The 24912-nt window shown below is 51.4% G+C and carries 23 protein-coding genes and 1 pseudogene; 18 read left to right on the top strand and 6 right to left on the bottom strand.

The annotated features are described in order from the left end of the window. Positions 1-56: 56 nt before the first annotated feature. From ACT3RR_RS20325 to ACT3RR_RS20300, 6 genes are read left to right on the top strand one after another with little or no spacing between them, the layout of a single operon-like run. Positions 57-260 (top strand): helix-turn-helix domain-containing protein, encoded by a 204-nt coding sequence (locus tag ACT3RR_RS20325; RefSeq protein ID WP_049034488.1) that lies wholly within the window; start codon positions 57-59, stop codon positions 258-260. After that, positions 257-2986, top strand: a complete 2730-nt coding sequence (locus tag ACT3RR_RS20320) for a type I restriction endonuclease subunit R (protein ID WP_496201015.1) — start codon at positions 257-259, stop codon at positions 2984-2986. Before ACT3RR_RS20325 ends, ACT3RR_RS20320 begins: the two co-directional genes overlap by 4 nt. Positions 2987-3005: 19 nt before the next feature. Continuing rightward, positions 3006-5465: a type I restriction-modification system subunit M gene (locus tag ACT3RR_RS20315; protein WP_496201014.1), complete on the top strand. Its 2460-nt coding sequence runs from the start codon at positions 3006-3008 to the stop codon at positions 5463-5465. Further along, positions 5462-7399 carry a restriction endonuclease subunit S gene (locus tag ACT3RR_RS20310; RefSeq protein WP_496201013.1) on the top strand — a complete coding sequence of 646 codons (1938 nt, stop codon included), beginning with the start codon at positions 5462-5464 and terminating at the stop codon, positions 7397-7399. Before ACT3RR_RS20315 ends, ACT3RR_RS20310 begins: the two co-directional genes overlap by 4 nt. Next, positions 7399-9162 carry an AAA family ATPase gene (locus tag ACT3RR_RS20305; RefSeq protein ID WP_496201012.1) on the top strand — a complete coding sequence of 588 codons (1764 nt, stop codon included), beginning with the start codon at positions 7399-7401 and terminating at the stop codon, positions 9160-9162. Before ACT3RR_RS20310 ends, ACT3RR_RS20305 begins: the two co-directional genes overlap by 1 nt. After that, entirely contained in the window at positions 9155-10288 is a 1134-nt protein-coding gene (locus ACT3RR_RS20300; protein WP_496201011.1) for a hypothetical protein, read from the top strand. The genes ACT3RR_RS20305 and ACT3RR_RS20300 overlap by 8 nt, the downstream gene beginning before the upstream one ends. Before the next feature lie 72 nt (positions 10289-10360). Here ACT3RR_RS20300 and ACT3RR_RS20295 read toward each other — a convergent pair. The 3 genes and pseudogenes from ACT3RR_RS20295 to ACT3RR_RS20285 all read right to left on the bottom strand — a co-directional run. Next, positions 10361-10582, bottom strand: a pseudogene (locus ACT3RR_RS20295) (integrase arm-type DNA-binding domain-containing protein); the annotation flags it as partial. Between the two features lie 331 nt (positions 10583-10913). Further along, positions 10914-11963: a site-specific integrase gene (locus ACT3RR_RS20290; RefSeq protein ID WP_496201010.1), complete on the bottom strand. Its 1050-nt coding sequence runs from the start codon at positions 11961-11963 to the stop codon at positions 10914-10916. After that, entirely contained in the window at positions 11963-12529 is a 567-nt protein-coding gene (locus tag ACT3RR_RS20285) for a phage repressor protein CI (protein WP_496201009.1), read from the bottom strand. The genes ACT3RR_RS20290 and ACT3RR_RS20285 overlap by 1 nt, the downstream gene beginning before the upstream one ends. A gap of 396 nt (positions 12530-12925) precedes the next feature. On the opposite strand from ACT3RR_RS20285, the gene ACT3RR_RS20280 reads away from it, so the two are divergent. The 9 genes from ACT3RR_RS20280 to ACT3RR_RS20240 all read left to right on the top strand — a co-directional run bounded on the left by ACT3RR_RS20280 (position 12926) and on the right by ACT3RR_RS20240 (position 19229). Further along, a complete protein-coding gene (locus tag ACT3RR_RS20280) occupies positions 12926-13435 on the top strand; it encodes a phage regulatory CII family protein (protein ID WP_496201008.1) in 510 nt (169 codons plus the stop codon). Positions 13436-13444: 9 nt separating this feature from the next. Continuing rightward, positions 13445-13678 carry a phage filamentation protein Fil family protein gene (locus tag ACT3RR_RS20275; protein ID WP_128124403.1) on the top strand — a complete coding sequence of 78 codons (234 nt, stop codon included), beginning with the start codon at positions 13445-13447 and terminating at the stop codon, positions 13676-13678. Then, positions 13651-13977: a hypothetical protein gene (locus ACT3RR_RS20270; protein ID WP_496201007.1), complete on the top strand. Its 327-nt coding sequence runs from the start codon at positions 13651-13653 to the stop codon at positions 13975-13977. The genes ACT3RR_RS20275 and ACT3RR_RS20270 overlap by 28 nt, the downstream gene beginning before the upstream one ends. 7 nt (positions 13978-13984) lie before the next feature. Next, positions 13985-14398: a hypothetical protein gene (locus ACT3RR_RS20265; RefSeq protein ID WP_496201006.1), complete on the top strand. Its 414-nt coding sequence runs from the start codon at positions 13985-13987 to the stop codon at positions 14396-14398. Between the two features lie 77 nt (positions 14399-14475). Then, entirely contained in the window at positions 14476-14742 is a 267-nt protein-coding gene (locus tag ACT3RR_RS20260) for a DUF2732 family protein (protein ID WP_496201005.1), read from the top strand. Then, complete coding sequence (locus tag ACT3RR_RS20255) at positions 14739-15623, top strand: Dam family site-specific DNA-(adenine-N6)-methyltransferase (RefSeq protein WP_496201004.1); 885 nt, start codon at positions 14739-14741, stop codon at positions 15621-15623. The genes ACT3RR_RS20260 and ACT3RR_RS20255 overlap by 4 nt, the downstream gene beginning before the upstream one ends. Further along, the gene (locus tag ACT3RR_RS20250; RefSeq protein WP_496201003.1) at positions 15623-16762 is read left to right on the top strand and encodes a DNA cytosine methyltransferase; all 1140 of its coding nucleotides are present in this window, start codon (positions 15623-15625) and stop codon (positions 16760-16762) included. The genes ACT3RR_RS20255 and ACT3RR_RS20250 overlap by 1 nt, the downstream gene beginning before the upstream one ends. Further along, positions 16759-18918 (top strand): replication endonuclease, encoded by a 2160-nt coding sequence (locus ACT3RR_RS20245; RefSeq protein ID WP_496201002.1) that lies wholly within the window; start codon positions 16759-16761, stop codon positions 18916-18918. Before ACT3RR_RS20250 ends, ACT3RR_RS20245 begins: the two co-directional genes overlap by 4 nt. A 104-nt stretch (positions 18919-19022) precedes the next feature. After that, positions 19023-19229: a hypothetical protein gene (locus ACT3RR_RS20240; protein WP_496201001.1), complete on the top strand. Its 207-nt coding sequence runs from the start codon at positions 19023-19025 to the stop codon at positions 19227-19229. On the opposite strand, the gene ACT3RR_RS20235 is transcribed toward ACT3RR_RS20240, so the two are convergent. The 3 genes from ACT3RR_RS20235 to ACT3RR_RS20225 are packed head-to-tail and all read right to left on the bottom strand — an operon-like array spanning position 19212 to position 22347. Further along, positions 19212-19526: an ogr/Delta-like zinc finger family protein gene (locus ACT3RR_RS20235; protein WP_496201000.1), complete on the bottom strand. Its 315-nt coding sequence runs from the start codon at positions 19524-19526 to the stop codon at positions 19212-19214. The genes ACT3RR_RS20240 and ACT3RR_RS20235 overlap by 18 nt on opposite strands. Continuing rightward, entirely contained in the window at positions 19523-20572 is a 1050-nt protein-coding gene (locus ACT3RR_RS20230; protein WP_486033683.1) for a phage portal protein, read from the bottom strand. Before ACT3RR_RS20230 ends, ACT3RR_RS20235 begins: the two co-directional genes overlap by 4 nt. Continuing rightward, complete coding sequence (locus tag ACT3RR_RS20225; protein ID WP_496200999.1) at positions 20569-22347, bottom strand: terminase large subunit domain-containing protein; 1779 nt, start codon at positions 22345-22347, stop codon at positions 20569-20571. Before ACT3RR_RS20225 ends, ACT3RR_RS20230 begins: the two co-directional genes overlap by 4 nt. A 195-nt stretch (positions 22348-22542) precedes the next feature. Between ACT3RR_RS20225 and ACT3RR_RS20220 the strand changes: the two genes are divergently transcribed. From ACT3RR_RS20220 to gpM, 3 genes are all read left to right on the top strand, one after another. Continuing rightward, a complete protein-coding gene (locus ACT3RR_RS20220) occupies positions 22543-23367 on the top strand; it encodes a GPO family capsid scaffolding protein (protein WP_496200998.1) in 825 nt (274 codons plus the stop codon). Between the two features lie 54 nt (positions 23368-23421). Then, complete coding sequence (locus ACT3RR_RS20215; protein ID WP_496200997.1) at positions 23422-24456, top strand: phage major capsid protein, P2 family; 1035 nt, start codon at positions 23422-23424, stop codon at positions 24454-24456. Between the two features lie 2 nt (positions 24457-24458). Next, positions 24459-24912 (top strand): phage terminase small subunit (gpM, locus tag ACT3RR_RS20210; protein ID WP_496200996.1); only part of this gene is annotated, 454 nt, incomplete at its 3' end.

Raw genomic sequence — 24912 nt, 5'->3', positions numbered from 1 at the left:
GTAGACTATTAATTACTTTAAACGACTCTAAGTCTTTTTTGAAGGGTGCCACTGTTATGACCGCCGAACCTTGGGTCACCGCCCTCGACGTTGCCCAACACTTGGGTGTTGTCAAAGATACTGTCTACCGCTGGCGTGAACGCCAGGGACTGCCCGCCCATAAAATTGGCCGGCTGTGGAAGTTTCAGCTCTCTGAAGTGGACGAATGGGTGCGGGCTGGTGGGGCGGGTGAGCCTGCTGAGGGAGGTAGCACAGAATGACTTCAAACCGTGATGAAGCACAGACTCGCACCGAGATTATTGATTCGCAGCTCTCTCGTTCTGGCTGGTCACGAAGTCGGCGTACCCTTATAGAGGAATTTCTGCTCAAAACGGCGGAGCCCGAGATTACCGACAAGGACTACCAATATGCGGATTACATTTTGCTCGGCTCAGACGGTAAACCAATTGCTGTAGTCGAGGCTAAACGATCATCTCGCGATGAACTCGCAGGAAAGCGCCAGGCTGCAGATTACGCGGATGCGATCAAAACCCAATTTGGCAGCGACCCGTTTATTTTTCTCACCAATGGCAAAGAAATTCAATTTTGGGATCGTGCTCGTTACGCCCCTCGCAAGATCTCCGGTTTTTATACTCGAGATGATTTGGAGCGCCTACGACATCAGCATCAGTTCGCCGAGCCCGTGAGCAATGTAACTATCAATGCTGACATAGCCGGACGCGACTATCAAAACGAGGCTATTCGTCGCGTCACTGAAGGCGTAGATGCCGCCAAGCGCAAGTTCCTATTGGTGATGGCCACTGGTACGGGCAAAACGCGAACGACCATTGCCCTGGTTGATACCTTGCTGCGCTCCAAGCGCGTGCAGCGAGTGTTGTTCCTGGCAGACCGACGGGAATTGGTGCGTCAGGCTATGTCGGAGTTCAAATCATATTTGCCCAATGAAAGCTTGGCTCGCATCGAATCTGGCGAAACCTCTGGGGCTCGCATCCAGTTTTCCACCTACCCAAGCATGATGCAGGTGTATTCGCGCCTGTCAGTCGGTTATTACGACCTGATCGTAGCCGATGAAAGTCACCGCTCCATCTACCAGCGGTACAAGACTATTTTTGATCATTTTGATGCGATACAGCTCGGGCTAACCGCAACCCCAACCGATTACATCGACCATAACACATTTGAACTATTCGATTGTGGCGACGGTGTTCCCAGCTATTACTACAGTTACGAACAGGCCATCGCTGATCAAAACCTAGTGAATTACCGTGTGCTTGACGCACAAACCAACTTTCAGCTTCAAGGTATTCAGGGGGACGCACTACCCGGGCCCTTGAAGCAAATGGCACGTGATCAAGGCGTAGATCTTGATGAGCTCAATTTCGATGGCAGCGACATCGAAAAAGGCATCATCAATCAAGGAACCAACGATGCCATGGTGAAAGAGTTTATGGACAAAAGCCGCAAAGATGTTCGCGGCCTGCCGCACAAGTCTATCATCTTCGCCGTCAGTCACGCTCATGCCAAAAGGCTTTACGAAGGCTTTAATCGCCTATATCCAGAGCTGCAACGCCAGGGCATGGCCGAAATCATCGACAGCCACATGGAGCGTGCTGACGCCACGTTGGACGATTTCAAATACCGTACCATGCCGCGTGTGGTCATCTCAGTGGATATGCTTGATACCGGAGTGGACGTTCCAGCTATTCAAAATTTGGTCTTTGCCAAGCCTGTATTTAGTAAGGTCAAGTTCTGGCAGATGATCGGGCGTGGCACACGACTACATATCGACAAGGCAACAGGCGAAATCAAGAAGGATTTTCTGATCATTGATCACTGGAAAAACTTCGCCTACTTCAAGCTCAAACCCGATGGCGAAGTGGAGTATCCGAGTGAGCCGCTGCCAGTGCGTCTGTTCCGCCTGCGGTTGGAAAAGTGGCTGCTTCTGCACTCCCAGCAGCAAGATACACAAACAACTATCGCCTCTTTGCTGGCCATGCTGGATGCTTTACCTCGGCACAGCATCAACGTGCGGCCGCATTGGGATGATCTCGACATGCTGGCGCGGCAATGGCCAGAGCCAAGCCAAAGCGCACTGGAGCATCTATCCAGGACCATCGCGCCATTGATGCGCTTTGCACTGTTGGTATGCTTGGAAGAATTGCAGTTCCGCATCTGGTGTGAGCATCTTACTGTGGCCTGTCTTAAGGGCGATGCTCTCGAACAAACCAAAGTGCAGGAACGCATCCAAGAGGCTGTGAGCAGCTTAGCCGACAACATCCCCGAAGTGCAGCGTGTGGCTGAACAACGAGTTTGGGTGCAATCTGCTGGTTTTTGGCTGCACCTAAATGCGGCACGTCTGGGGACGCTGCAATCCGTGTTCTCACCTTTGATGCGCTATCGCACATCCATACCAAGCCGCACGGTCGAAATCAATCTACCGGACAGCATTACGCAACGTAGCTGGATAATTTATGGCCCTACCGGAGAAGGAGCTTTCGCGGAAAGCTATCGTGAGCAAGTGGAAGCGTTGGTACGCCGGCTGGCGGGCCAGCTGCCAGAATTAGCCAAACTCAAACAAGGCGAGCATCTGGATGACGAGGAAATGGACCAAGTCAGCAAAACATTGAACCAAGCTGATCTGTTCGTTACCGAAGACACCTTGCGCAAAGCTTTTGAAGCCCCAGCTGCATCGCTGGCTGATTTTTTACGCCACATACTTTGTGAAGGTGCGCATCTGCCTAACCGCGAGCAGCGCATCAATGCCGCTTTTGAAGCATTCATTGCCGCTCACGGCTATTTGCGTGCCAATCAACTTAGCTTCCTACGCGCTGTAAAGGCCGCCGTGCTGCGCCACGGGTGCATTACCCGTGCAGCACTCGGCGAACCACCGCTCTCGCGCGTGGGCCGAGTGGAAACGCTATTTCCGCCACAGGACATCGACAAACTTATTAACCTCGCCAACCAACTGTTGGACGACGTAGCCTGATTTATCAAGGACACCCTGAATGCTTGCACCTCATATCAAGAAAAAAGTTGACGAACTTTGGAACCGCTTTTGGGCAGCTGGCCTCACCAACCCCTTGGTGGCAGTTGAGCAAATCACCTATCTGCTTTTCCTTAAACGCTTGGAAGACATCGATCTCAAGCGCCAACAACGAGGCTTTTCCTCCATTTATGTAGGTTACGAATCCTGTAAGTGGAGTTACATCCGTCAAGAAAAGACCAATCCAGGCCATTTGATTGACGTGGTTTTCCCGTGGTTAAGGGAGCTCGATAAACACTTCAGCAGCGCCAGCGCCGACGGTACAGAGCTATCCAGCCTCAATAACCGCATGGCTGATGCCTACTTCCAGCTAGACCCCAACAAAGGCAAGGTGCTGAGCGACGCGATTGATGCCATCGATCAACTCTTCGCCAGAGCGGGTGAAGGCTCAGCCGCCCAAGACATCATGGGCGACACCTTTGAGTACCTGCTTAGCGAAGTAGCCACGGCAGGTAAGAACGGCCAGTTCCGTACACCGCGACATTTGATCCGTTTCATGGTTGAGCTACTCGACCCTAAGCCAGGTCAAAGCGTCATAGATCCCGCCGCCGGCACAGGTGGTTTTCTGTTTAGCACTCAGCAGTACTTAATGCGTAAATTCTCCGCGCAAGACAATCTCGTGTTGGAATGGGACGGCACCCCGCATCGCACCGATGGCGCCGCCGCTACACCAGAGCAATATGCCGCCATCCACAACGGCGCCTATTTTGTCGGCCTCGATAACGACCGTACCATGGCCCGCATCGGCTGGATGAACCTGGTGCTGCATGATGTGATCGACCCGCACTTGCTGCAGGGCGACTCCCTTAGCAAACGCGAAGGAAAAGCCCGGCTTAAAGAACTGCTTGAGCCCGGCAGCTACCAATTCGTGCTGGCAAACCCACCCTTTACCGGAACAGTCGACAGCGGCGATCTGGAGCCTGACACCGTACTATTCCCGCGCGTGGGCGGTGGCGGTAAGAAAAAGGATGAATCAATCACCAACAAAAGTGAACTGCTCTTTCTGTGGTTGATGCTCGACTTACTCGATATTGGCGGGCGCTGTGCGGTGATCATCCCCGAGGGTGTTTTGTTCGGCAATACCGATGCCCACGTGCGTATACGCCGAGAACTGCTGGTCGAGCATATGGTGGAAGGGGTAATTTCCCTTCCCGGCGGCGTTTTTCAACCCTACACCGGCGTCAAGACCTCGATCCTGATCTTCAGAAAAGTCACTCGGCGCGACAATAAGCAAAGCCTGCCCAGCAATGCTGCGCCACTGACCGAACACGTTTGGTTCTATGAGGTGGAGGAAGACGGCTACTCAAAAGATGCCAAGCGCAATCCACGCCCGGGCCAACAAAACGACCTATGGGATGCGCTCATCAAGTTCAAAGCCTGGATCGAGCACGGTCGCAGTGGCGCGCAAGACCATGAAAAGACCTTGCTGCAACCTAGTTTTCACACCGAACGCTGGCGCCAGGCCCTACTGCGTGATACTGCCGACAAACTCACACCCGCAGGTGAAGCTTTCTCGGCCTTGCCCGACACCAGTATGTGGGACGGTCAGGTTTGGGGCATACATGAGTTGTTTCCCGAGCTCCCTGCTGACCCTAAAGAAGCAGAAAACCAGGTGCGCAACGAAGCCAGCCGGACACTCTACGATTTGGTGATCCAGTTCTTCGCAGCTCCCACCCAGCCTGTGTGGACCAAATGGAAAGATAAGGTCACTGCTGCTAAACCAATGGACAGCGACAAGGCGCTGGTGGAATGGCAAAAAGCTATCAAAGTACCGCAGCAAGAATTCAACCGCGCCACACGCGATGTGCAACGCTTTTTTGAAGCGGAAGATGGGCCAGCGCTACTGTTGTGGAAAGGTATGGTCAAGGATGCGCTAAATGCCGGCTTGACCTATTACCAGCAGGCGGTCATGCAAGTGCCCACTGTGCAGTTCAGCACCCATGAGCCGGTGGCCGACCTGAACGCTGCAATGGAAGGTATCGCTCGCGAAGTGGCCAAACTTGATGGTTTCGACGTAACCCTACGTAGCCTAGCTATTGATCAAGCTACTGAGCTCAAAGCTTCCAAGCATTGGGTAGTCCCCGTGCGGGCTTGGGCGTGCAACGATGAGTGGCAAAGTGCAGATGGCCAGCTAGTAGGCTCACACGATGCAGATGGATTAGTGCGGCCTTCTTATGTAGAGGCGATGCTGGCCGATGGGCTCTATGCCGAAAAAGGTGTACTGAAAGATGGCTTGCTAGACTCGGATTGTATTGAGGCACGGGACTGGAACCTCTCCGCGGGCCAGTACAAGCCATTCGACTTCACTCAACTCAAGAGCGACAAGAGCGTGGCCGAATTGATCGGCGCGCTTAAAACTACCGAGCAGGAGATTATCAAGGGCTTGGACAAATTGCTGGCGATGGTGGAGGGGAGGGAATGAAGTTGCCAGAAACTTGGGTGCAAGCTCGGCTAATCGATGTTTGCGAACTGAATCCTCGACTCCTTGCAGATCAGAGACCAGAGGATGATACAACCGTAACTTTTGTACCGATGTCCGCTGTTGATGAATATCGCGGCGTAATAGACAAAGCAGAAACTCGCATGTTCGCAGAGGTGGCAAAAGGCTACACAAGTTTTCGTGAACATGATGTGCTTTTCGCTAAAGTCACGCCTTGCATGGAAAACGGAAAAGCTGCCATAGCTCGGAACCTGAATAATGGTCTTGGTTTTGGTTCCACAGAATTCCATGTATTGCGTTCGAACAATTTTGTTCTTCCCGAATACATTTTCAGCTTTATCCGGCAGGAGGCTTTTCGAGAGCGGGCTGCATCCGCGTTTGTGGGTACAGGAGGCTTGCAACGGGTTCCAGCTGATTTTCTCTCACGAGTAAAAATCCCACTTCCCACACTTCCCGAACAACAGCGCATTGTCGATGTACTGCAACAGGCGGAGGCAGCGTACGATTATCAATCGCGAAGTCGGCACCTTGATTTGATGATCAAGTCGGCTCTTGACCGCTTGGTGCTCGCTCGTGACAAGTCGGAGTGGTTACAACTTGGACGTTTCGTTGAAACCCGATATGGTACGTCGATTTCAGCTGACGCAACGGCTGACTCAGGAGTGGCAGTTCTTCGAATCCCGAATGTCATGGGAGGTGAAGTTGATACCGGCGACTTGAAGTATGTCAATCTGACGCAAGCTGAGCTAAAGCGTCTGAGCTTAACGTCCTCGGATGTATTGATTGTTCGCTCTAACGGCAATCCTGACTATGTTGGAAGATCGGCTCCCATCACCGCAGATGTTGCCAAATATGATATGGTCTATGCGTCGTACTTGATTCGCTTGCGAACAGACATAACGCGTTTGTTGCCGGAATATCTAAGTGCATTTTTAAACAGCGCTTATGGCCGTGCAGCGATGCGAAACGCTATCCGTACAACCGCTGGTCAGAGTAACCTGAACGGCGAGAATTTGACAAAGATTCAGCTGCCGATACCTTCCATTGAAGAACAGGCCCGTTTCCGTGATATCTGGTTACAAGTTCGGGAGCTTCGCAGACTCATTTCCAAATCGGAAAACATAGCAGCCGAAATGCGTGATGTATTAAGCATTGCAGCAATGTCTGGCGAGTTGACCACAGATTGGAGAGGGAATCATGCCGATGAAATCGCTGAGGCCTCTCATGTGCGCGATACCGTGCTTCGCGAACGAGGCACTAAGATCACGTTAAGTACCAATGTAGTCGTTACTTCCTCGGTGCAAACCGATTCCACCACCCACACCGAGCGCCATTGGTTGCTCAGCGAGCTCAGTGAGTTTCAGCGCCAAGTGTTGGCGGCATTCACAGATTATTGCCAGGATAGTGGCCAACCCTTGTTGATAGAAGACCCGGAGGTCTTATCTCGATTTTTCGATGACTCAACGGTGACGGAACGTTTACAAGCCTTTGGCCAGTCGCACGGCAATCGCATCCGCCGCTCCTTGAGCCAATTGGCTTCACTGGGCTTGATTGCCAAAATTACCTTGCCCAAGCAAGACCTGGAAAGCGGTGAGCTGGATTACCTTAAAGCCTTCCGCCCCTTACGCCCGGAAGAGTTCACACGTATGGCAGATGTGCAGACTCTGCGTAAAACGTTGACGTCCGGTGTTGACCAGCAGCACTACCATTTTGAAGTCCAGCTGGACTACGAGACCTCTGCACACGCTGGAGCAAGCGGAATGTTCCAAGTTTTCGCCGTTGAAGATGAAGACGGACAAGACTTCACTCACCTGGTGGACTTGGGCAAGCATTACGCCTCGCTCGATGAGCTGAAAGAAGACATCGCCAGCGCGCTTAAGGTAGAGGCGCGGCAAGTTGATTTGGAGTCTGTCTAATGCGTCTTCGTTACTTACGTCTGCAAAACTACCCGCCCATCTCTGACATCAAGGTGTGTTTCGCCAGCGGCTCGCCGCTGGCGCGCGAGTGTGCCATTCGTTTTGTCGTCGGTGTGAATGGCAGTGGTAAGTCCAACCTTCTGCGGGCTGTCGCCGAGGTTTTCTTGGCATTAGCAGATGGACAGCGAACCCTTTTCCCTGTGCAATTGGTATATGAACTTGGGAGACGCGGCGCACCTAACGCGCGAACATTGATCGTGGATTGGCTCGGAGATCGTCAGTCCGCGAGTCTGTGGATTGCCGACAAATTTTCCTTCTCAGACAACCTGACAGCGGATCAATTTGAGCAAATGCTTGCGCATTTTTCAGCCGAATCCAGCGATATTCCTTCGGAATTTCGACCTCTTGTGCACAAAGGTGAATGGCCCACAGGTTCGGTGACACCACACAGCATTGCCTTACCTTCCGCCGTTCTGGCCTACACCACCGGAGATTTGCGCCCTTGGCGTTCTGTGTGGAATCGCAATCAGCGCGCAGAAGGTATACTTGATAGCAATGATAATGCCCAAAGTGACGAACGCCCCGCAGGCTGGACCGTCGCTCAGGAAAATGCCTTTCAAGCAGTGCAGCAGTCGGGGGGGAATACCCAACGGCAGCCACAGAATGCAAACCTTGGCGAGATGGATAGCTTCCGCCGCCCGGTTTTGCTTGACGCCACATTGCTGAAATGTGCGCTGCTGGCTGTGGCTTTGCCACAGGCCTTGGTTGAAACAAAAGACCAGTCAGGGCGAGCTGATAACAAAAATTCTTTGCAAAAGCTGCTGGAGCGGGGGGGGTGGCACCACTTGGTTTCTATCGCATTCCGTTCGCGTTTACAAGCGACTCAATGGGATCAGAAACTGTGTGAAACTGCCCATGATTGGTGGTTGTGTGCCAGTGAAGTTATCGCAGAGCCGCATCCTGCGGAACCTCGTCGTATCCTGTGGTTCGATTTCAAAGGCCCCTTCAACGCACAAGGCATCTCGTTTTTGTCACCCGCCCGCGATGAGTTGCAAACCTGCACCAGCCAGGGCGAAGCGCTTTGGGCGTTACTCGGCGGCGCCAAGGACGTGAGCAGCTTTGAGCTTTTCACCCGTTTGTTGGAGCTGAATCAGGCAGGCATGTTTGATGATGTGCTGTTGCGCTTGCGCCGAACACCCGCACCTGACGAAGGTACCGACTCCAACTCGGTTGACATTGGCATACTGCGCTACGAGGAGCTTTCAGACGGTGAGCAAATGGTGTTGGGTCGCATGGCGCTGTTCCACCTGCTGGAAGGCCAGCAGGACGCCTTACTACTACTCGATGAGCCCGAAACCCATTTCAATGACAAATGGAAGCGTGAGATTGTTGACATCATCGACGATGCGATTGGCAAGACCAGTAACGATGTGTTGATTTCCACTCACTCCGCCATCGTGCTCTCGGATGTGTTCAACAACGAGATCGTGATGGTACAAAAAACGGCGGATGGCTCCACCGTACGCAACGTGGACGAACCGACGTTCGCCACTGATCCCAGCTCGCTGATGATGACGGTGTTTGGTGCTGACGATAGCATTGGCAAACGCGCCCAGGAGTTCATTGAAGAAAAGCTGCGGCAAGCCAACGGCACACCAGCAGAAATCGCCGATCTGGAAAGCCTGATCGCCAGAATGGGATCGGGATTTTATCGCAGTGAATTGCGTACTTTGCTGAATATATGGCGGGGTGGCAATGCTTAAACCTATCCATCGAGTTGCCTGTTCGCCAGCGCTTGTTGCCTGTCAGCAGTTGATGCAGCGTTTTGCGCTTTGGTTATGTGATCCAGATACCACAGATGCCCACATTAACCTGCAAGGCTTGCAGCCACCAGTGTTGGCCAGCAGTATTGAGGCAAATTGGTTGTGGGACTTTCTTCAGCGTATAGAAGCAGGTCAAACACTTTTGAGCCGTGCACAAACCGTTGCTGCAATGCCTCCTGCACAGAAGACGGATTTGAGCACCTGGATACAGACAGTCGCTGCGCTTGCAACCCAATTTCAACCTTTACCAATGCCGTGGCCGAACAATCGCCCGTTTGCAAACGAGTCGGACTGGGTCGCATTCAAAAAGCTATTTGAATCCTTTTATAAAAAGGGATTGGAGAGTGGCTTGTCTTACCTGCCCAATGGTACCCCCACGGCTGCTGGTGGTGTGAATTACGCTGACTACGTGCTCGCCTTCCGCAATACCCATCGCCTTAATCCAGATCCTGATGCGCGCGAGGTTTGTGTGCTATGCGGAGGCCCGCTAGGTGACACTCCTCAGGTTGATCATTGGGTCCTCGAGAGCAAATTTCCGCTACTGAGCGTTTGTGCAGACAATCTCTGTTTAATTTGCAGCACCTGCAACGAGGCTCCAAACAAGGGTAAAAAGCCAGTTCATTCCAACGGCAGCTTTGCCGATTGGTTTCACCCATACTTGCGCCCAGGCAATGGCGCGATACACCTAGAGTATGTGCTGGCGGATTTGGCTGTGAAGTGTTCTTCCGTTACCCCTGCAGATCAGTCCAAATCAACCAAACTCGACGAGCTGCTCAACCTGAGCACTCGGTGGACGCGGGAGTTTAAAGCTGAATATGCCAAGCATCAGGATGTACTTAGGCGTAGAGAACAGCGACGGCTCCAAAATGCACAAGTGCGGCATAGCGTGGCCGATATTCAGTCCTACGTACAGCAATGGCAGGCAGATCTGGTGCATAGCGAACCTCATCATGAAGTGCATCAGACTTTGGCTCTAGCATTGCAGCAACCTTCTCGCTTGGCAGCGTGGCACAGCGAGTTGGGTCTGGTGACGTTACCCAAGCAAACTTATAGAGACACCGCTTGAGGCTGATGCGGCCCCTTGTGTTGGATTGCCAGTTTATTGCTCAGCGCGCAAAAATGACCAGTTTCCGGGGGAGAGTGTATCTGCATCGGAAAGTGAGACAGCAGCGTAGGCTCCGAAGCTTTGCTTGGTTCGCTGTTTTGTCAGAGGTTGATAGTAACGGAATTGCCAGAGCTGACTACCACTGGATTTGATTAACAGAGTAAGCCCGTCACCATCATATAGCTGGTAATCGGCATCTTTAGGTTTGGCGGCTTTGATTTCCGTATCGGTTAACGGCTTGGTTTTTCTAGCCATGGGGAGTCTCCATGCGTTTAGGCCCAACGAAAACAATAGAGCTTTTCGTTAGGCCTATCAATGGGCCTAAAAGGTTCGGATTTAATTAGTTGGCTTCGGACTTCGTGGGACAAATTGAGGGCACAAAAAAGCCCGCAGGGCTTGCGCCGTGCGGGCTCTTAGGACTTCATCGGATGACTCTGGTAATCACCGATGGAGAATTTTGGTGGAGCTGGGGGGATTTGAACCCCCGTCCGAAATTACTACACTATAACCGCCACCCTTTTAAAACAGTGAGATACACGTAAACACTGGGCGCGGGGTAGCAGTCGGTGACAGTGTTTAACACTGGTTATTGCTCTGGGTGGACATTTTGTGGATCACGGTCTGCGTTAAGTAATGTCAGTGGGTTCTTGGTAATCGCGTCTTCTAAATGGCTTGGCGCAAAGTGTGCGTAAACCATCGTTTGCTTGATATCGACGTGACCGAGGATGTCGCGTAATACAATAATGCTCCCGCCGCTCATCATAAATTGGCTTGCAAAAGTATGGCGTAGAACGTGGGAGCATTGCCCCTCAGGAAGTTCAATCCCAGCCCTCTTGACTGCGCCTTCAAATGATTTTCGACATGGACTAAATAATGGCCCCCGCTTTTTAGGTATCTCGTCATAAAGTTCTTGTGAGATTGGGATCGTCCGGTTTTTCCTGCCCTTGGTTTTTATGAATGTTATACGGTTGGGCGTTACCTGGCTTCCCTTTAGAGACTCGGCTTCACCCCAGCGGGCGCCGGTAGATAGGCAAATTTTAACGATAATTTCTAAATAAGGGTTACGTGATTTTGAGCATATATCAAGCAACCGTCTAATTTCGATTGGGTAAAGGAACGCTAATTCTTGCTCATCAATCTTAAATCGGTTGATGCCGTCTAATGGATGGGGGTGATTCCAGTGGCCAAGTTCTTTTAATTTTCCGAAAACTGCTGAAAGGTTGCTTTGCTCAAGATTAACAGTGCGCGGCTTAACTGCCATTTTGCGGCCGTTAATATCAGCTAATTCACCCTTGAGTCGCTGTTCGCGGTAAGTGCTGAAATCAGACACCGTAAGATTTGTTGCGATTGGATCGTTTAGGCCAATACAGATAGCATCCAATTTAGCTTTTAGGCGCTTAGAAGAATTCAGTGTTCTGCCGTAAAGGTTGTACCAAAGTTCGATAAGCTCAGATAGCCTGCGATTATCTTCCTTTTCTCCAAGCCACGGCTTATCTGCCATCTCTCCAAGAATATGTTTTTCATACGCAAGTGCTTCCCCTTTGGTGGCGAATTTCTTACGTATGCGCTTCCCCTCAACCCCGTTAGGGCGGAGGTCACAAAGCCATTCTAATGTGTCTAATTTTCTTACCGTCATTACTCATTAACCAAGAATGTAGCTACAACCTTACCCAAAATATTGACGTCTTTCTTGTCGCTATCAATTGGGTATTTACCCGCATCAATGCGAATTTTGTCGCCTGGGAGTTGTGTTAAATCCCTGACGCTATGGGTTCCGTTAAACTCAATAAGCCATTTCCCGTCTTTAACATCTTTGATGCTGGAATCAACCAGGTACATCACAGAACCATCTTTGACTACATTCACTGATTCAGGGGAGCGTGGAATCATCACCTTGTCGAAAATTATTGAAGAAATTTTGACCATTAGGCCAGCTTCTAGCTTTAAGGCGGGGAGTCTGACTGTGTCACTTTCTACATGGTTGAAGCTATTCCCCTCGCCAAATGAAAGCCATTGGATAGATGCACCAGTTTCAAGAGCGCAGCGGAGAACAATATCAGCAGGGAAATTATCCCTAATGATCCTGTTGCCTAATGAGCCGTTACTAATCCCCAAATGATTTGCAAGCTGAAGACGGGAAGTGAACCCGTAAGCCTCGCAAATTCTCTCAATCGCAGGGCGTGCACCTGTTTCCAAATTCATTGAATTCACCTTTGTAGAACATGCACCGTTGACAATCTACAAACGAGAACATACTATTCGCCATGTTCTCCTTTGGTTAATCAAAGAGGGGCAATAAAAGACAATAGTTAACAGTAGTGCGCAACCACTACACGAAAAGAAGGATTTTGCACTATGCAGCAGGCTAATACAAACGCCAGTGAGTCGCGCTGGCTACCACTGAAAACTTTTTGTGAACGCGCCGGAATCCCCCTAAGACGCGGTCGCTATTATGTAAGTGTCGGTAAAATAAGAATTAAACCAAAAGAAAAGCCAGGTGAACGCGTGTACGTGGATTGGCTTTCTTGGAATCACGGATAATTTAATAACTTAACGTGAACGTAGTGCACATTGTGTGTTCGTGAAGGGGCTAGAACAATGTTTGATTATCAGACCTCCATACATCCCTGCTTTGATACTGCGTGCCGCCGTTTCTCCTTGGCGCACAATCTGACTGAGATTGCCGGTGTTGTGGGCATCACTGCGCAGGTATTACGGAACAAGCTGAATCCAATGCAGCCACATCGTTTAACCATTGTGGAGCTGATCACCATCACGGATTACACCGATGATTCAACGCTGCTTGATGGCTTGTTGGCCCAACTTAATTGTTTGCCAGCCGTTCCGGTGAACGAAGCAAAGCCTGACAACTTACCCACTCATGCACTCAGTGCAACGGCCGCAATCGGCGCTATCGCCGGTGAAGCCCTATCAGCTGCGCCTATGACGCAGACACGTAGAAACGCCATTTTAGACCGAGCCAATCAGGCAATCCGCGATCTGTCTTTGCTCGTTGTGTCAGTTGAATCGCGTTTCCACACCGCCCCAGCATTAACCAGCGCAATGGATGTATTAGGTGCGTTTGGTGTGATGCCTGGTCTGAACTGAGGTGATCCGATGCAAGTATTCACACGATTTTTAGTTAAGCAGTCGCCGACTCTCCAGCTGCCAAGCCATGGCCATGGCTGGTTAGAGTTGCCAAACGGTCAGCGCTGGCAACCCGCCGCCAGCAAAGTGCAGTTTCTAAGTGGCCGCAATAAGCCAGCTGTAAAACCAAAGCGTCGCCCATGGTGGTTTCGCCTGATGGGATTAAGGGGGTTAGCGTGGAAACACCAACACCTAAATGGATAGCACAGGCCCGCAAGATGATTTCTGGCTGTGATAGCCGAGTACAGCACTACTGGAACAATTTAGATGAAGAGGGGCGGCGTTATCTCTGCTTCCTCGCCGGACTTAAGCAACGCCATATCGAATGTGATTGGCCTGATTTGAGTGAAGGGGAAAAGGTTTCCTTGTGGGGGGCGGTCTTAAAGGTAAGGCAGTTGCAGCAAGATACGCGCTTCTTTACCCCGGAAGATTTCAAAGGCGCGGGGGCTTGCAGAGTGGCACCGCGAGAAGCTGAACAAGACGTTAATAATTCAATGCACTGAGGACAGTATGAAAATGATTATGGTTGAGAAAGCAGGGCTTAAGGAAGACTTCATCGCCTGGAACGTTGCACCTAGTTATGCCTCTATGTTCTTGGAAAAGTGCCAAGACGTTGACGGAATGGTGGCGCTATCGCCTTACATGTTTAACGATTCGATGCACCTTGATAACCCGCACCAGTTGTTTGCGGTCAATTGCGCTTTCTGGTGTCGCGTTTATCGCGAGGCTGAAAGCAGCAAAGAACAGAATGAGGCTCTTGCCTCCATCCGGGCAACGTACTACATGGCCAACTCTCTTGGACAAGGCTCTATCACTGTATTGATCACGCGTTGGTGGGATGCTGCCAAACCTTTGCATGGGCTGCATTCGTTGAATGTCTCGCCTGTTGCCCGTCAAAAAACTGCACTTACTCACATTCACTAAGTAACCCACAGCTAAGAATTCCCACGGCTCCCCCTAGGTGGCCGGGGTTTCTTGCTGCCTAAATTTGGAGTTTTGCCATGCAAATGAAACGTTGTGACCGCAACCAAATGCCAGCCCTTTGGAGTGGTTTTGATGCCACCGCCCCTGGTTGTGACCAAACCGTCACATTGATTAAAGGCGCACGCGCTGAGGCAATGGCCGATGCAGCGGTGAAATATTCCGGCCACCTAGATCGCCTTGCCACGCATGTTGCCAATGAAGGATTGAGCGCCGCCGAGATTGTGGAGCTTATGCGCCAGGGGTCTGAGCAATTGGGCCGCGCTGGCCGTGGGGCTGCAATATGAGAACTGTTCTGAAATGGGCCGGTTCGAAGGTTCGCATTATTGAAACGCTGAAGCGTCACCTGCCCGCTGGCCAACGCCTGGTTGAGCCGTTCGCCGGTTCTTGCGCTGTGATGATGAACACCGATTATGACAAGTATCTCATTGCAGATATTAATCCCGATCTGATTTATCTCTATAAAGCCATAGCGCTGGACGTTGACCAGTTTATTGAGGATGCGAAGCGTTATTTTGAAGTGGGTAACAGCGCGGAAAAATACTACAACCTCCGCGCAGATTTTAACGTTTGTGCTGACTGGTATTGGCGCGGCGTGCTGTTCTTATATTTAAATCGCCACTGCTATAACGGCCTGTGCCGTTACAACCAAACTGGCGGCTTTAACGTGCCTTTTGGGAAGTATAAAGCGCCGTATTTTCCAGAGGCTGAGATCCGCGCTTTCGCCGAGAAAGCCAAAAAAGCAACGTTTGTTTGCTGTTCCTTCGCCGAAGCACTGGCAATGGTTCGTCCTGGTGATGTTGTGTATTGCGATCCGCCGTACCTGCCAGCAAGTCAAAGTGCAGATTTTTCTTCATACCACTCCGGCCATTTCGGAATGGATGAACATCTGCACCTTAAGGTCATTCTGCGTCGTTTGGCCGATAGAAGTTATCCGGTTGTTATTTCAAACAGCGACACCCCCAAATCCCGCGCTCTTTTCTGTGAGTTCAATCTAACCAGCATTACCGCCCCGCGCTCAATTGGCGCAGCGGCAGACAGCATAAAATCCGCGCCTGAAATCATCGCCAAGCTGGTGCCGGCCAACCCGGAGTATTTACCGCCAGCGCCTAACGCTGATGGGCCTTTGGTTGAAGGGATGCCCGACCGTGAAGAGGAGGTGATCTAGTGGCCGCCTATTACAACGAATTTGACCCCTACGCTGCCCAATGGCTGCGAAACCTAATTAAAGCCGGGCATATCGCGCCGGGAATTGTTGATGAAAGGAGCATTGTTGATGTTAGCCCAGAAGACCTCAAAGGATTCACTCAGTGTCATTTCTTCGCTGGTGTCGGAGTTTGGTCACTTGCCCTCCGCAAAGCTGGATGGCCAGACGATAAGCCTGTTTGGACAGGAAGCTGTCCATGCCAGCCATTCAGCGCAGCTGGAAAGCAGCTCGGCCAACTTGATGAAAGGCACCTTGCCCCTGTTTGGCTCAAGCTTATCAAAGAGCACCAACCTGCAACTCTCTTTGGAGAGCAAGTTGCGGCAGCGATTGGAAAACACTGGCTCGATGATTTATTCACAGAGCTGGAAAACCAAGGTTACGCCTGCGGGGCGGCAGTATTGCCAGCTTGCAGCGTCGGTGCCCCGCACAAAAGAGATCGAGTCTGGTTTGGCGCCCAGCTTTTGGAACACTCCCGCAGCGTCGGACGGAAAGAGGGGTGGAGTGGGAATAACGAACAACATGACAGGGAGCAGTCTTCCGCAGCTGGCGAAAATGGCGTGCTGGCCAACACCAACCTGCAATGTGAGTCCTCAGCCGGAGACAGCGCGGGGGCTTCAAACATTGGCGGGGTCAAGCAAGTTAGCAAGCTGGCCGACACCGAACGCCAGCAATGTGAAAAACGCCTATCAGGATTGGCAAAAAGTAATGGAAAGGAAAGCTGCGGGGCGGCAATCGAACCTACAGGATTTTGCTTGCTTGGCGGGCTGGCCAACGACGATGGCACACGAAGCGAGGCTGGGGTATCAGAATCGAAGCAACGGCAAGAAGGGGTCGCAGGAAAGTTTAACAACCGTGGTGGTGAATTCAGTGGGATTTCGGGAGCATCTGCAACCCCATCAGGCAGTAAGAATAACTTCATCTGGAGAGATGCTGATTGGCTCCTTTGCCGAGATGGAAAGTGGCGGCCAGTTGAACCCGGCACATTCCCGTTGGCTAATGGGATTACCAATAGAGTGGGACGATTGCGCGCCTACGGAAACGCCATCGTTCCTCAAGCGGCAACGGAGTTTATAGCGGCGTTTGATGAGGCTTTAGGGTGACTAAGGTTCATCAGAATGGGCAGCATCATGCGGTGCGTCAGTGGCAAAAAGAGCAGTTTGCCCCTGGTGCCCCGGATGATATTAGCCTCACAGAACGTCAGCTATGGCACCAAAATAGCCTTGATCATGATTGGCGTGCTGAGTATCTGGCAGGAATGCCAGATTTCTTGGCGCGCTATTTTGGCGACCGTTATTCCAAGTTGTTGGAGGCTGGCCCAACGGGCCGCCGCCGTGCCAATACGTTTTTACGCACCACGGTGGGTAAGAGCGTATTGCCACGTCTGCGCAAAGTCTGCGCTCAATATGCAACCTCATTTCAGACGGCCGGTGTTACGCCTTTCCCGTTTGTTGCCGATCTCGAAAAACTGCCAACCTTTGGCCGTGACGAATTGCGCAACCTCGCTCATAGCATCGCCAATTTTATGGGCGAATCCTTCGCAGACTTTATTAATCTGGCTTTCCCAAATGAAGCCGCAAGCGAAAAAGACATGAAGCGCCGCACCTTGGCGACGTTTACGCACTTGGGAAAACTCACTAAACAGGCTGGCATCAACCCACCATACTGGCAGCAATTCACTGCGGGGTATTCCTTCACGCCGCGCCATGCCGAATCGGGCTTGCTGCGCATGATGGCCCCGGAGTGGTGGCGCGGGAAGCTGAAACGCAGCCGTGATCTACAGCGTGAGCACATGGCCATCGCCGTTGGTCAGGTTCAAAAGGCGGCATCTGCCTATGTTAGCCGTTCGACTAAGGGCGAATGGATTGAGCAAAAGAAACGTAACCGCGAATTCTTCAAATCCTATGATTTGCAAAACGAGGAAACCGGCGAACGCCTATCCCTTGCCGAAATGGTGGACGCCAGCAATGCCAACCCGGCAAAGCGCCGGTGTGAACTGATGGTGCGTATGCGCGGATTTGAAGACCTAGCCACAGAAATGGGCATGGCGGGGGAGTTCTACACCATTACTGCCCCGTCTAAGTATCACGCCGTGCATAGCAAGGGCGGGTTTGTCTCTCAGTGGAACGGCGCCAGCCCGCGCCAAACACAAAAATACCTCTGCGGCGTATGGGCTAAGGCCCGCGCTGCGTTTTCGCGTGCGGGTATCAGCGTGTTTGGTTTTCGTGTCGTAGAGCCGCACCACGATGGGACGCCGCACTGGCATATGCTTTTATTTATGCCGCCGTCAGACGTAGAGCAGGTGCGTGACATTCTCTGTTATTACTCCCGCCGTGAAGACTCCGAGGAACTGCAATCTGCATACGCGCTTAAGGCGCGTTTTCACGTTGAGCCAATCGACCCGGAGAAGGGCAGCGCAACGGGCTACATCGCCAAATACATTTCTAAAAACATCGACGGCTTTGCACTGGATGGAGAGGCCGACGACGAAACCGGCGAAAACCTGAAGGACATGGCCAAGTCAGTTTCAGCTTGGGCCAGCCGTTGGCGTATCCGTCAATTTCAGCAAATTGGCGGTGCCCCGGTGACGGTGTGGCGTGAGCTGCGCCGCATGGGTGACAAGACATTAGAAAACACTCTGATGGATGCCGTGCTGGCCAGTGCGGATGTGGGGGATTGGGCTGCATATACTCAGGCACAGGGTGGCGCGCTGGTGAAGCGTTGCGATCTGGTGGTGCGTCTTATGTATGAAATCACCGAGTGCGGTAACGAGTACGCCGAAGACGTGCAGCGCGTACAGGGAATTTATTCCCCGCTCGTTGGTAGTGGTTCCGAAGTAGAAACCCGCTTGGTTAAGTGGGCGATTGTTCCTAAGTTGGCAGCCAGCGAAGCGGCTGCTGCTGTTTCTGGCGGCCCCGCCGCCCCTTGGAGTTCTGTCAATAACTGTACTCAAAGTACGATCACCGAGTTGAAAAAGGGCATTGGTATCCAACACCAGGATGGCGATCAGATGGCCAAAGCGCTGCTGAGGGGCAATATCGTGCGCCTGGATGATGAAACCGAGATGATTTTGCGTAATGGGGAAGTGAGATTGCGGCCGCGGCGGCGCTATTGCCGTTCCTGCGGGGACTTAATGACGCCTGAAACATCTTCTTTTGATAATGAAGGGCTTTGCTCTGCCTGTGATGAACAGGAAGTGCGTAAAACTCGCGCTTCCGAGTTTGAATTAAATAATGCTTTCAGTGTGTTAGGTATTTAAAGGAAACATGAACTTGTAAATGCATCTTCATTTCACTTTCATAATTGCTAACAATCTAGTACTGTACATGCATACAGTCATTTGCACTAAGGGAGGGGAAACCTATGCGTGATTTGTTTTTTGAAACTTTGGCTTTAGAACGAATTGAAATGATCACCAGACTCGTATCAGTGGGAAAGTGTGCCGCTGGGGATGAAAAGCGGGCCGTAGATTGGGTGGCGGAATTGTCTGCTGATTTGCTCAAAAGGTTAGATGAGTACGATAAACAAAACCCCCAAGACGGGGGCAATGGTTCAGGCTTGTTGCAGTAAGGACAAAAGCATTTGTTTGTCATCGCCTTTTAGCGAGTTAACCAATCCTTTCAATAAACTGCCCTGGGATTTAGCGCTGGGGCTGATGGTGTGCGAAAAGGTCATATTCATAACAAAGGTATGGCCGCACTCATAATCAGAACAGGCGCAATAGATATCCGATATTTCGCGATGCTTGCGGGCTGTCTTCTTGATCACAGAATTAGCGCCGCATTCAGGGCATATCACTTTCATTACGCGCATATTGATTGCTCCGGGGGAATAATAACCCGGATAGTTTAGCTTTTTGCGCCTCATTTATCATCACCGCTTTCATCTTCAAACGCGAAATTCAAATGTAAATGTTGTGGGATATCTGGATCGCTATTTACGGCATTCATAATCATGCGTTGTAGCGGGATAACCTCATCTTTTCGGTATGTGGCGCGGGACTTCTCAGGGTCTGGAAGACCACCAGTGTTGACCGGGATAATTCCCGCCAGGCCAGCCGGGAAGCGATGCGCGTTAAGAACGTCCTGGGCGCTGATGTTTTTCACGTTGTTAAATTCATCATTCGCGCCAATATCCCCCACCGGAATAAACTGAATGGCCTTTTCGGTGCCGCCCGGAATATTCACAAAAATAGTAGAGAAATTACCGATCCCCTTTGAGCTTTCCAGTTGGTCGGAAATTTCTTCCTCCACTTCGTCGCTCATATTGGGGTCATTAGTGTAAATAATGCCGCCCGTATGCGCCCCGTTATGGTAATAGCGGCGGCGGAAAATGGTTGCCTCGCTGTTTAATAAAGCGGAGTGGATGCCGCTGATATAATCCGGCAAGCCATAAACCTGCTGCTGCGGGTCATACTGCTTTAAAAAAATTACGTCTTCCGGTTCGTATACCAGTGGTTCACCATCCTGGAGCACCACAAATTCCCCTGTTTTACGCACCCGCAAATAAAGCGAAGGCAGCGGAACAAGGCCAATGACTTGATCGTACCAGTTGCGCAGCTTGAGAATGGCCAGGTCACCAAAAGAAAGGTAATCAAACGCGCCGCCGCGCAGCTGCTCATGGGTTAGGCCGCCCCCTAAATAGTCGGCGGCAACCATATTATGGCGGGCGTAAATCACGCCGCCGTGCTGGCTGTTTAAGTTGCTCAACTGCGCCAGAGCTAGGCGGTCAATAGGCTGGGTGTAATGGTCAAATTCATTGTCATACCAAATGTCTTTATAGTTCGTGCCGGTGGTTAAAATCGGCTCAGGTTTGCCCAGCGTGATAATGCTCATTTTCTTACTGCTGGCTTCGCTTCCTGGCGATGCGGCTTGCACCTTTGCGGGCTGGTGTTGTTTTTTGCGCTTGCTCATGCTGCCTGTTTCCTTACTTTCCAATTAGATTTACGTTTGTGCTCAAAGTTGATCGGCTCGTTGATGACGGCGTGCGCGATAGCCCAAAAGGCATCGGCGTGGCCAGTCTCCGCGCTGCGGTCTGCTTTAAATGTCATGGCGTTGCCGCTGGCCGTCGCCGTTCGCCGGATGGCTAGGAACGACGCAGGGATTTCCTTGTTGTCTTTGTTCCATTGCAGGCGTTTGGCTCCAATCACATCAATCATTTTCAGTACCAGGCGCGTTTTGGTTTCCATGCCGTAGTGAATGGCCACCGCTTCACGTAGCGCAAAATGTTCAATCAGTTCAAACACGCCGCGCCCGATGCCGGTAACGTCCACGCCGATGTAACTCATGTTGTATTGGCCAAACAGCTTTTTGATCTGCGCTGCCTGATAGCTGAAATTCATGCCTTTCCAGTGCAGAACGCGCAGCACGCGAAATACTTCTACGGCGTGAATGGGCGGCGCCACAATGACGAAAGTTGATGTGTCCCCGGAGCGGGCCGGGTCGAAGCCTCCCCACACTTCACGGCCACCGAATGGCCGCTCTGCCGTTTCGTCGTGATCGTCCCAATCCTCAACATCGACGCCGCAGCGCTCCAGCTCGCTAAAGCTAAAAACGCTGTCCTGGCTGTCCACGAACACGCACATGTAAAGCATGTTGAACGTGTCGCGGTTATAGCGGTTGCGCAGCTTCTCGATGCTGGCCAGGTTAAAGCCGCCCGCTACGGCGTCCTCTAACGTAATGACGTAACGCCATTGCCCGTCTGGACAGCTGCGGCCGCCGTCGCGCATTTCATCAAAGGTAGGGAACTGAACGGCCGTCCTGTTTTTGTCGCCGCGCTTCCATTCTTCCCCAGTCCAGAACGGGTAAGCCTGGTGTGTTTTGGCGCTCGGTGTTGAAAAGTACGTTGTGCGCCAGTGGTCGTGTGTGGCCATTGCGCTGGCCACCTCGTTTAATGCGGCGAAGTTCGGCACCCAAAAATATTCGTCGCAGTACAAATGCCCGCTATAGGATTGAGCGGTGTTTTTGTTGGTAGACAGAAAACGCAGCTCCGCGCCGTTGCTTAAGCGGATCGGGTTCCCGGTCAGCGCTACGCCGAAATACTGCTCGGCGATATTCACGATATAAGAGCGGAAAACTTCGGCCTGGGCTTTAGATGCAGACAAGAAAATCTGAGGCTTGCCGGTTAACACGGCATCTTCAAAGGCTTCAAACGCAAAATACCAGGTGGCCCCAATCTGGCGGCTTTTGAGGATGTTGCGGATCTGCTTGGCAATATTTAGGCGTAAATGTTTCTGATACCCGAATAAATGCTCCTCTGCAAAAGCGTCAAAATCATCTCTCGTTAGGCCAGAGATATCGTTTTTCTTATTCTTGCGTTTCTTTTTAGGTTCGCCGTTGTCGTTTTGTTCGTGGTGCTCACTCTGATTATCAGATTTTGAAGCGGCCAATTTCTCTTTGTGTTTGTTCGATTGCGCCCGCAGCTTTACGGCATGGGAAATAAGGGTATCCATTTCCTTTATTTCTAGCTCGGTTTTGGCATCACGCCCAACTAGGAGTTGATAGCGGCGCTCAATCGCTTCTTCTGTGGATTCATGGCTAAGTAAATCAGCCCAGTTCCATTTTGTCGCCCAATAGTAAATGATGCGCGCATTTGGCAAGTTTAAATCTTTGGCGATCTCTTTTGGCGTGGCACGTTTTAAATAAAGCGAACGCGCAACGCCGATTAAATCCTCTGAGTAATAAGCCACTTTTATTAGTCCCTTAATGTCTACTGGCATCGTCTGGTGTCTACTGAGGTCAATTATGCGGTGGGTAACTCTTTATTTCGTTAACTTAATATCGGCTGTGGTTCGTCTAATGGCTATATCCGAATTTATCTTGCTGCGGGAGTGAAAATAATTAGCGATACTGCATTCCACGGAAACAAGGAGATAGATTCCGATATGTCTGGCTCTCAATTAATGACTAATTGGATCTGTATCGCGACCGAAGGGGCAACAGTTGATAAACGTGAATTAACCAGGGAAATGTTAATAGACGCAGCGGAAACCTATGACACGAATTTATATCCTGCATTACTGTGGCCAGAGCATGAGCGCTACGCCGGTAATGCGGGGGAAGTTCTGGAGGTAGATTACGCTGAGGATGAGGATGGGTTAGTGAAGCTGTATGCCCGCCTTTGTCCATCGACTGATTTAATTAATGCCAACCGAAATGGAAAGCTTTTGTTTTCTTCAGTGGAATTAACCCCTGATGGCAACTTTCGCGGAACTGGGCGGTATTATCTCGAAGGGTTAGGCGTAACAGATGAACCCGCAAGCGTTAGCACAACGCGAATGCGATTTAATAAGCGGAAAAGTAATTACTTTATTGGTAATAGTTCTCCGATGCTAATTAACGAAATCAAGGAAATAAACATGGCAGGGAAATTAAATAAAAAGCCTAAATGGCGCAGTCTTTTCAGCATTGAAGACGAACAGCCGCAGGAAGAGACGCCGCCAGCTGACGATAAATTACAGGCGTTAGCAGAAGCATTAGCCGCTTTGGAAACTCGCGTGTCTGCTCTTGAAACTAAAACGGATGAAACAGATTCAACCGTTGATGATATTCAAAGCGACGTTGAAACCGTGAAAGAGGTTGTTGATACGGAAGAGTTTGCCCGTCTGCGCGATAACCTTCCGGCTATCGTTAAAAACTTTAGCAAACAGTCAACGCGCTTGCCTGAAAAAAATCCGAAAGGCACGAAAACGGAATTTAAATTCTTATAAGAATTTGACCAGGGAAATTATTAACCGCCGATGGCGATTAAGGACAAATAACCAATGATTTTAAATGCAAAGGCGCGGGCTTATTTAAAGCAATTCGCGGCGGGCCTGGCTAAAGCCAACGGTCTTGAGGCAGACGAGGTGAAAAATTATTTCTCCCTGTCTGACCCGAAAGAAACCCAGCTGCGCGATGCGCTGCTGGAAAGCTCTGAATTCCTGAATTGGATCACCGTTGCTGACGTTGATCAGTTGTCTGGCCAAGTTGTCAGCGTAGGTTCTTCCGGTCTGCATACCGGCCGTATCGCCGAAGGGCGTTTCCGTCGCAAAGTCGGCGTATCCGGTAACGATTACAAGCTGGTAGAAACCGACTCTTGCGCCGCGCTGCGTTGGGATTTGCTGTCTATCTGGGCGAACGCTGGCAATGAAGATGAATTCTTCCAACGCGTACAGGCTTTCACTACCCAGGCTTTTGCGCTGGATATGTTGCGTATCGGGTTCAACGGTAAGGAAGTGGCGGACAACACCGATTACGTGAAAAACCCGAACGGCGAAGATGTAAACATCGGTTGGCATGAAATCGTGCGTAAGTGGGAAGACGGCAAGCAAATCATGACCGATGCGGTCACGCTGGATCAGCAGGGTGATTACAAGTCACTGGACGCCATGGCGTCAGATTTGATTAATGCCAAGATTCCGCAGCAGTTCCGCAATGACCCGCGCCTGGTGGTGTTGGTCGGTGCTGACCTGGTGGCGGCGGAACAGTACCGCTTGTATCAGGCAGCTGACCGCCCAACGGAAAAAATCGCCGCGCAAATGTTGCAAGACACCATTGCGGGCCGCCGCGCCATTATCCCGCCATTTATGCCGGGTAAGCGCATGGTTGTCACCACGCTGGATAACTTGCACATCTACACCCAGCGCAACACCCGCCAGCGTAAGGCGGAGTTTGTCGAAGACCGCAAGCAGTACGAAAACAAGTATCTCCGTAACGAAGGTTACGCGGTTGAGTACCTGGATTTGTACGCGGCAATCGATGAAAGCGCGGTGACGATTGGCACCGTAGTAGAGCCAGCCGAAAAAGTAGGGGAATAACCATGATGTCACCCGCGCAACGCCATACGGCACGGATTGCCGCAGAGGCCAAGCTTAAGCAGCATCGGGCGCTGGATGGCTCCGAAAGCATGCACGTTATGGCGGCCGCCTTACAAAAGGATGTTGAGGCGTTGCACGGGCTGACGCTGGCCCAAAAGGTGGCCATCAAGCGCGATCAGTATTTGCCGCGCTGGATGCCAACGGTTGAAAAGTACCTGGCCAGCGGCGAGGTACAGCGCAACCAGGTTTTAGCCTGGTGCGTGATTTGGCTCTTTGACGTGGGCGACTTTGACGCCGCCCTGGATTTGGTGGATATCGCCATCGAGCAGGGGCAGGAAACCCCGGACGACCTGAAAAGCAACTTTGTCACCTTCACGGCCGACACGGTGCTGGCCTGGGCGGAGGGGATGGCCAAGGAGGGCCAGCCGATTGAGCCGTATTTCTCCCGCACGTTTG

The organism is Ewingella sp. AOP8-B2-18, from assembly GCF_052376015.1.
In the GTDB taxonomy this organism is placed as follows: Bacteria; Pseudomonadota; Gammaproteobacteria; order Enterobacterales; family Enterobacteriaceae; genus Ewingella; species Ewingella allii.
This window is presented reverse-complemented; position numbering and strand designations above follow the sequence as displayed.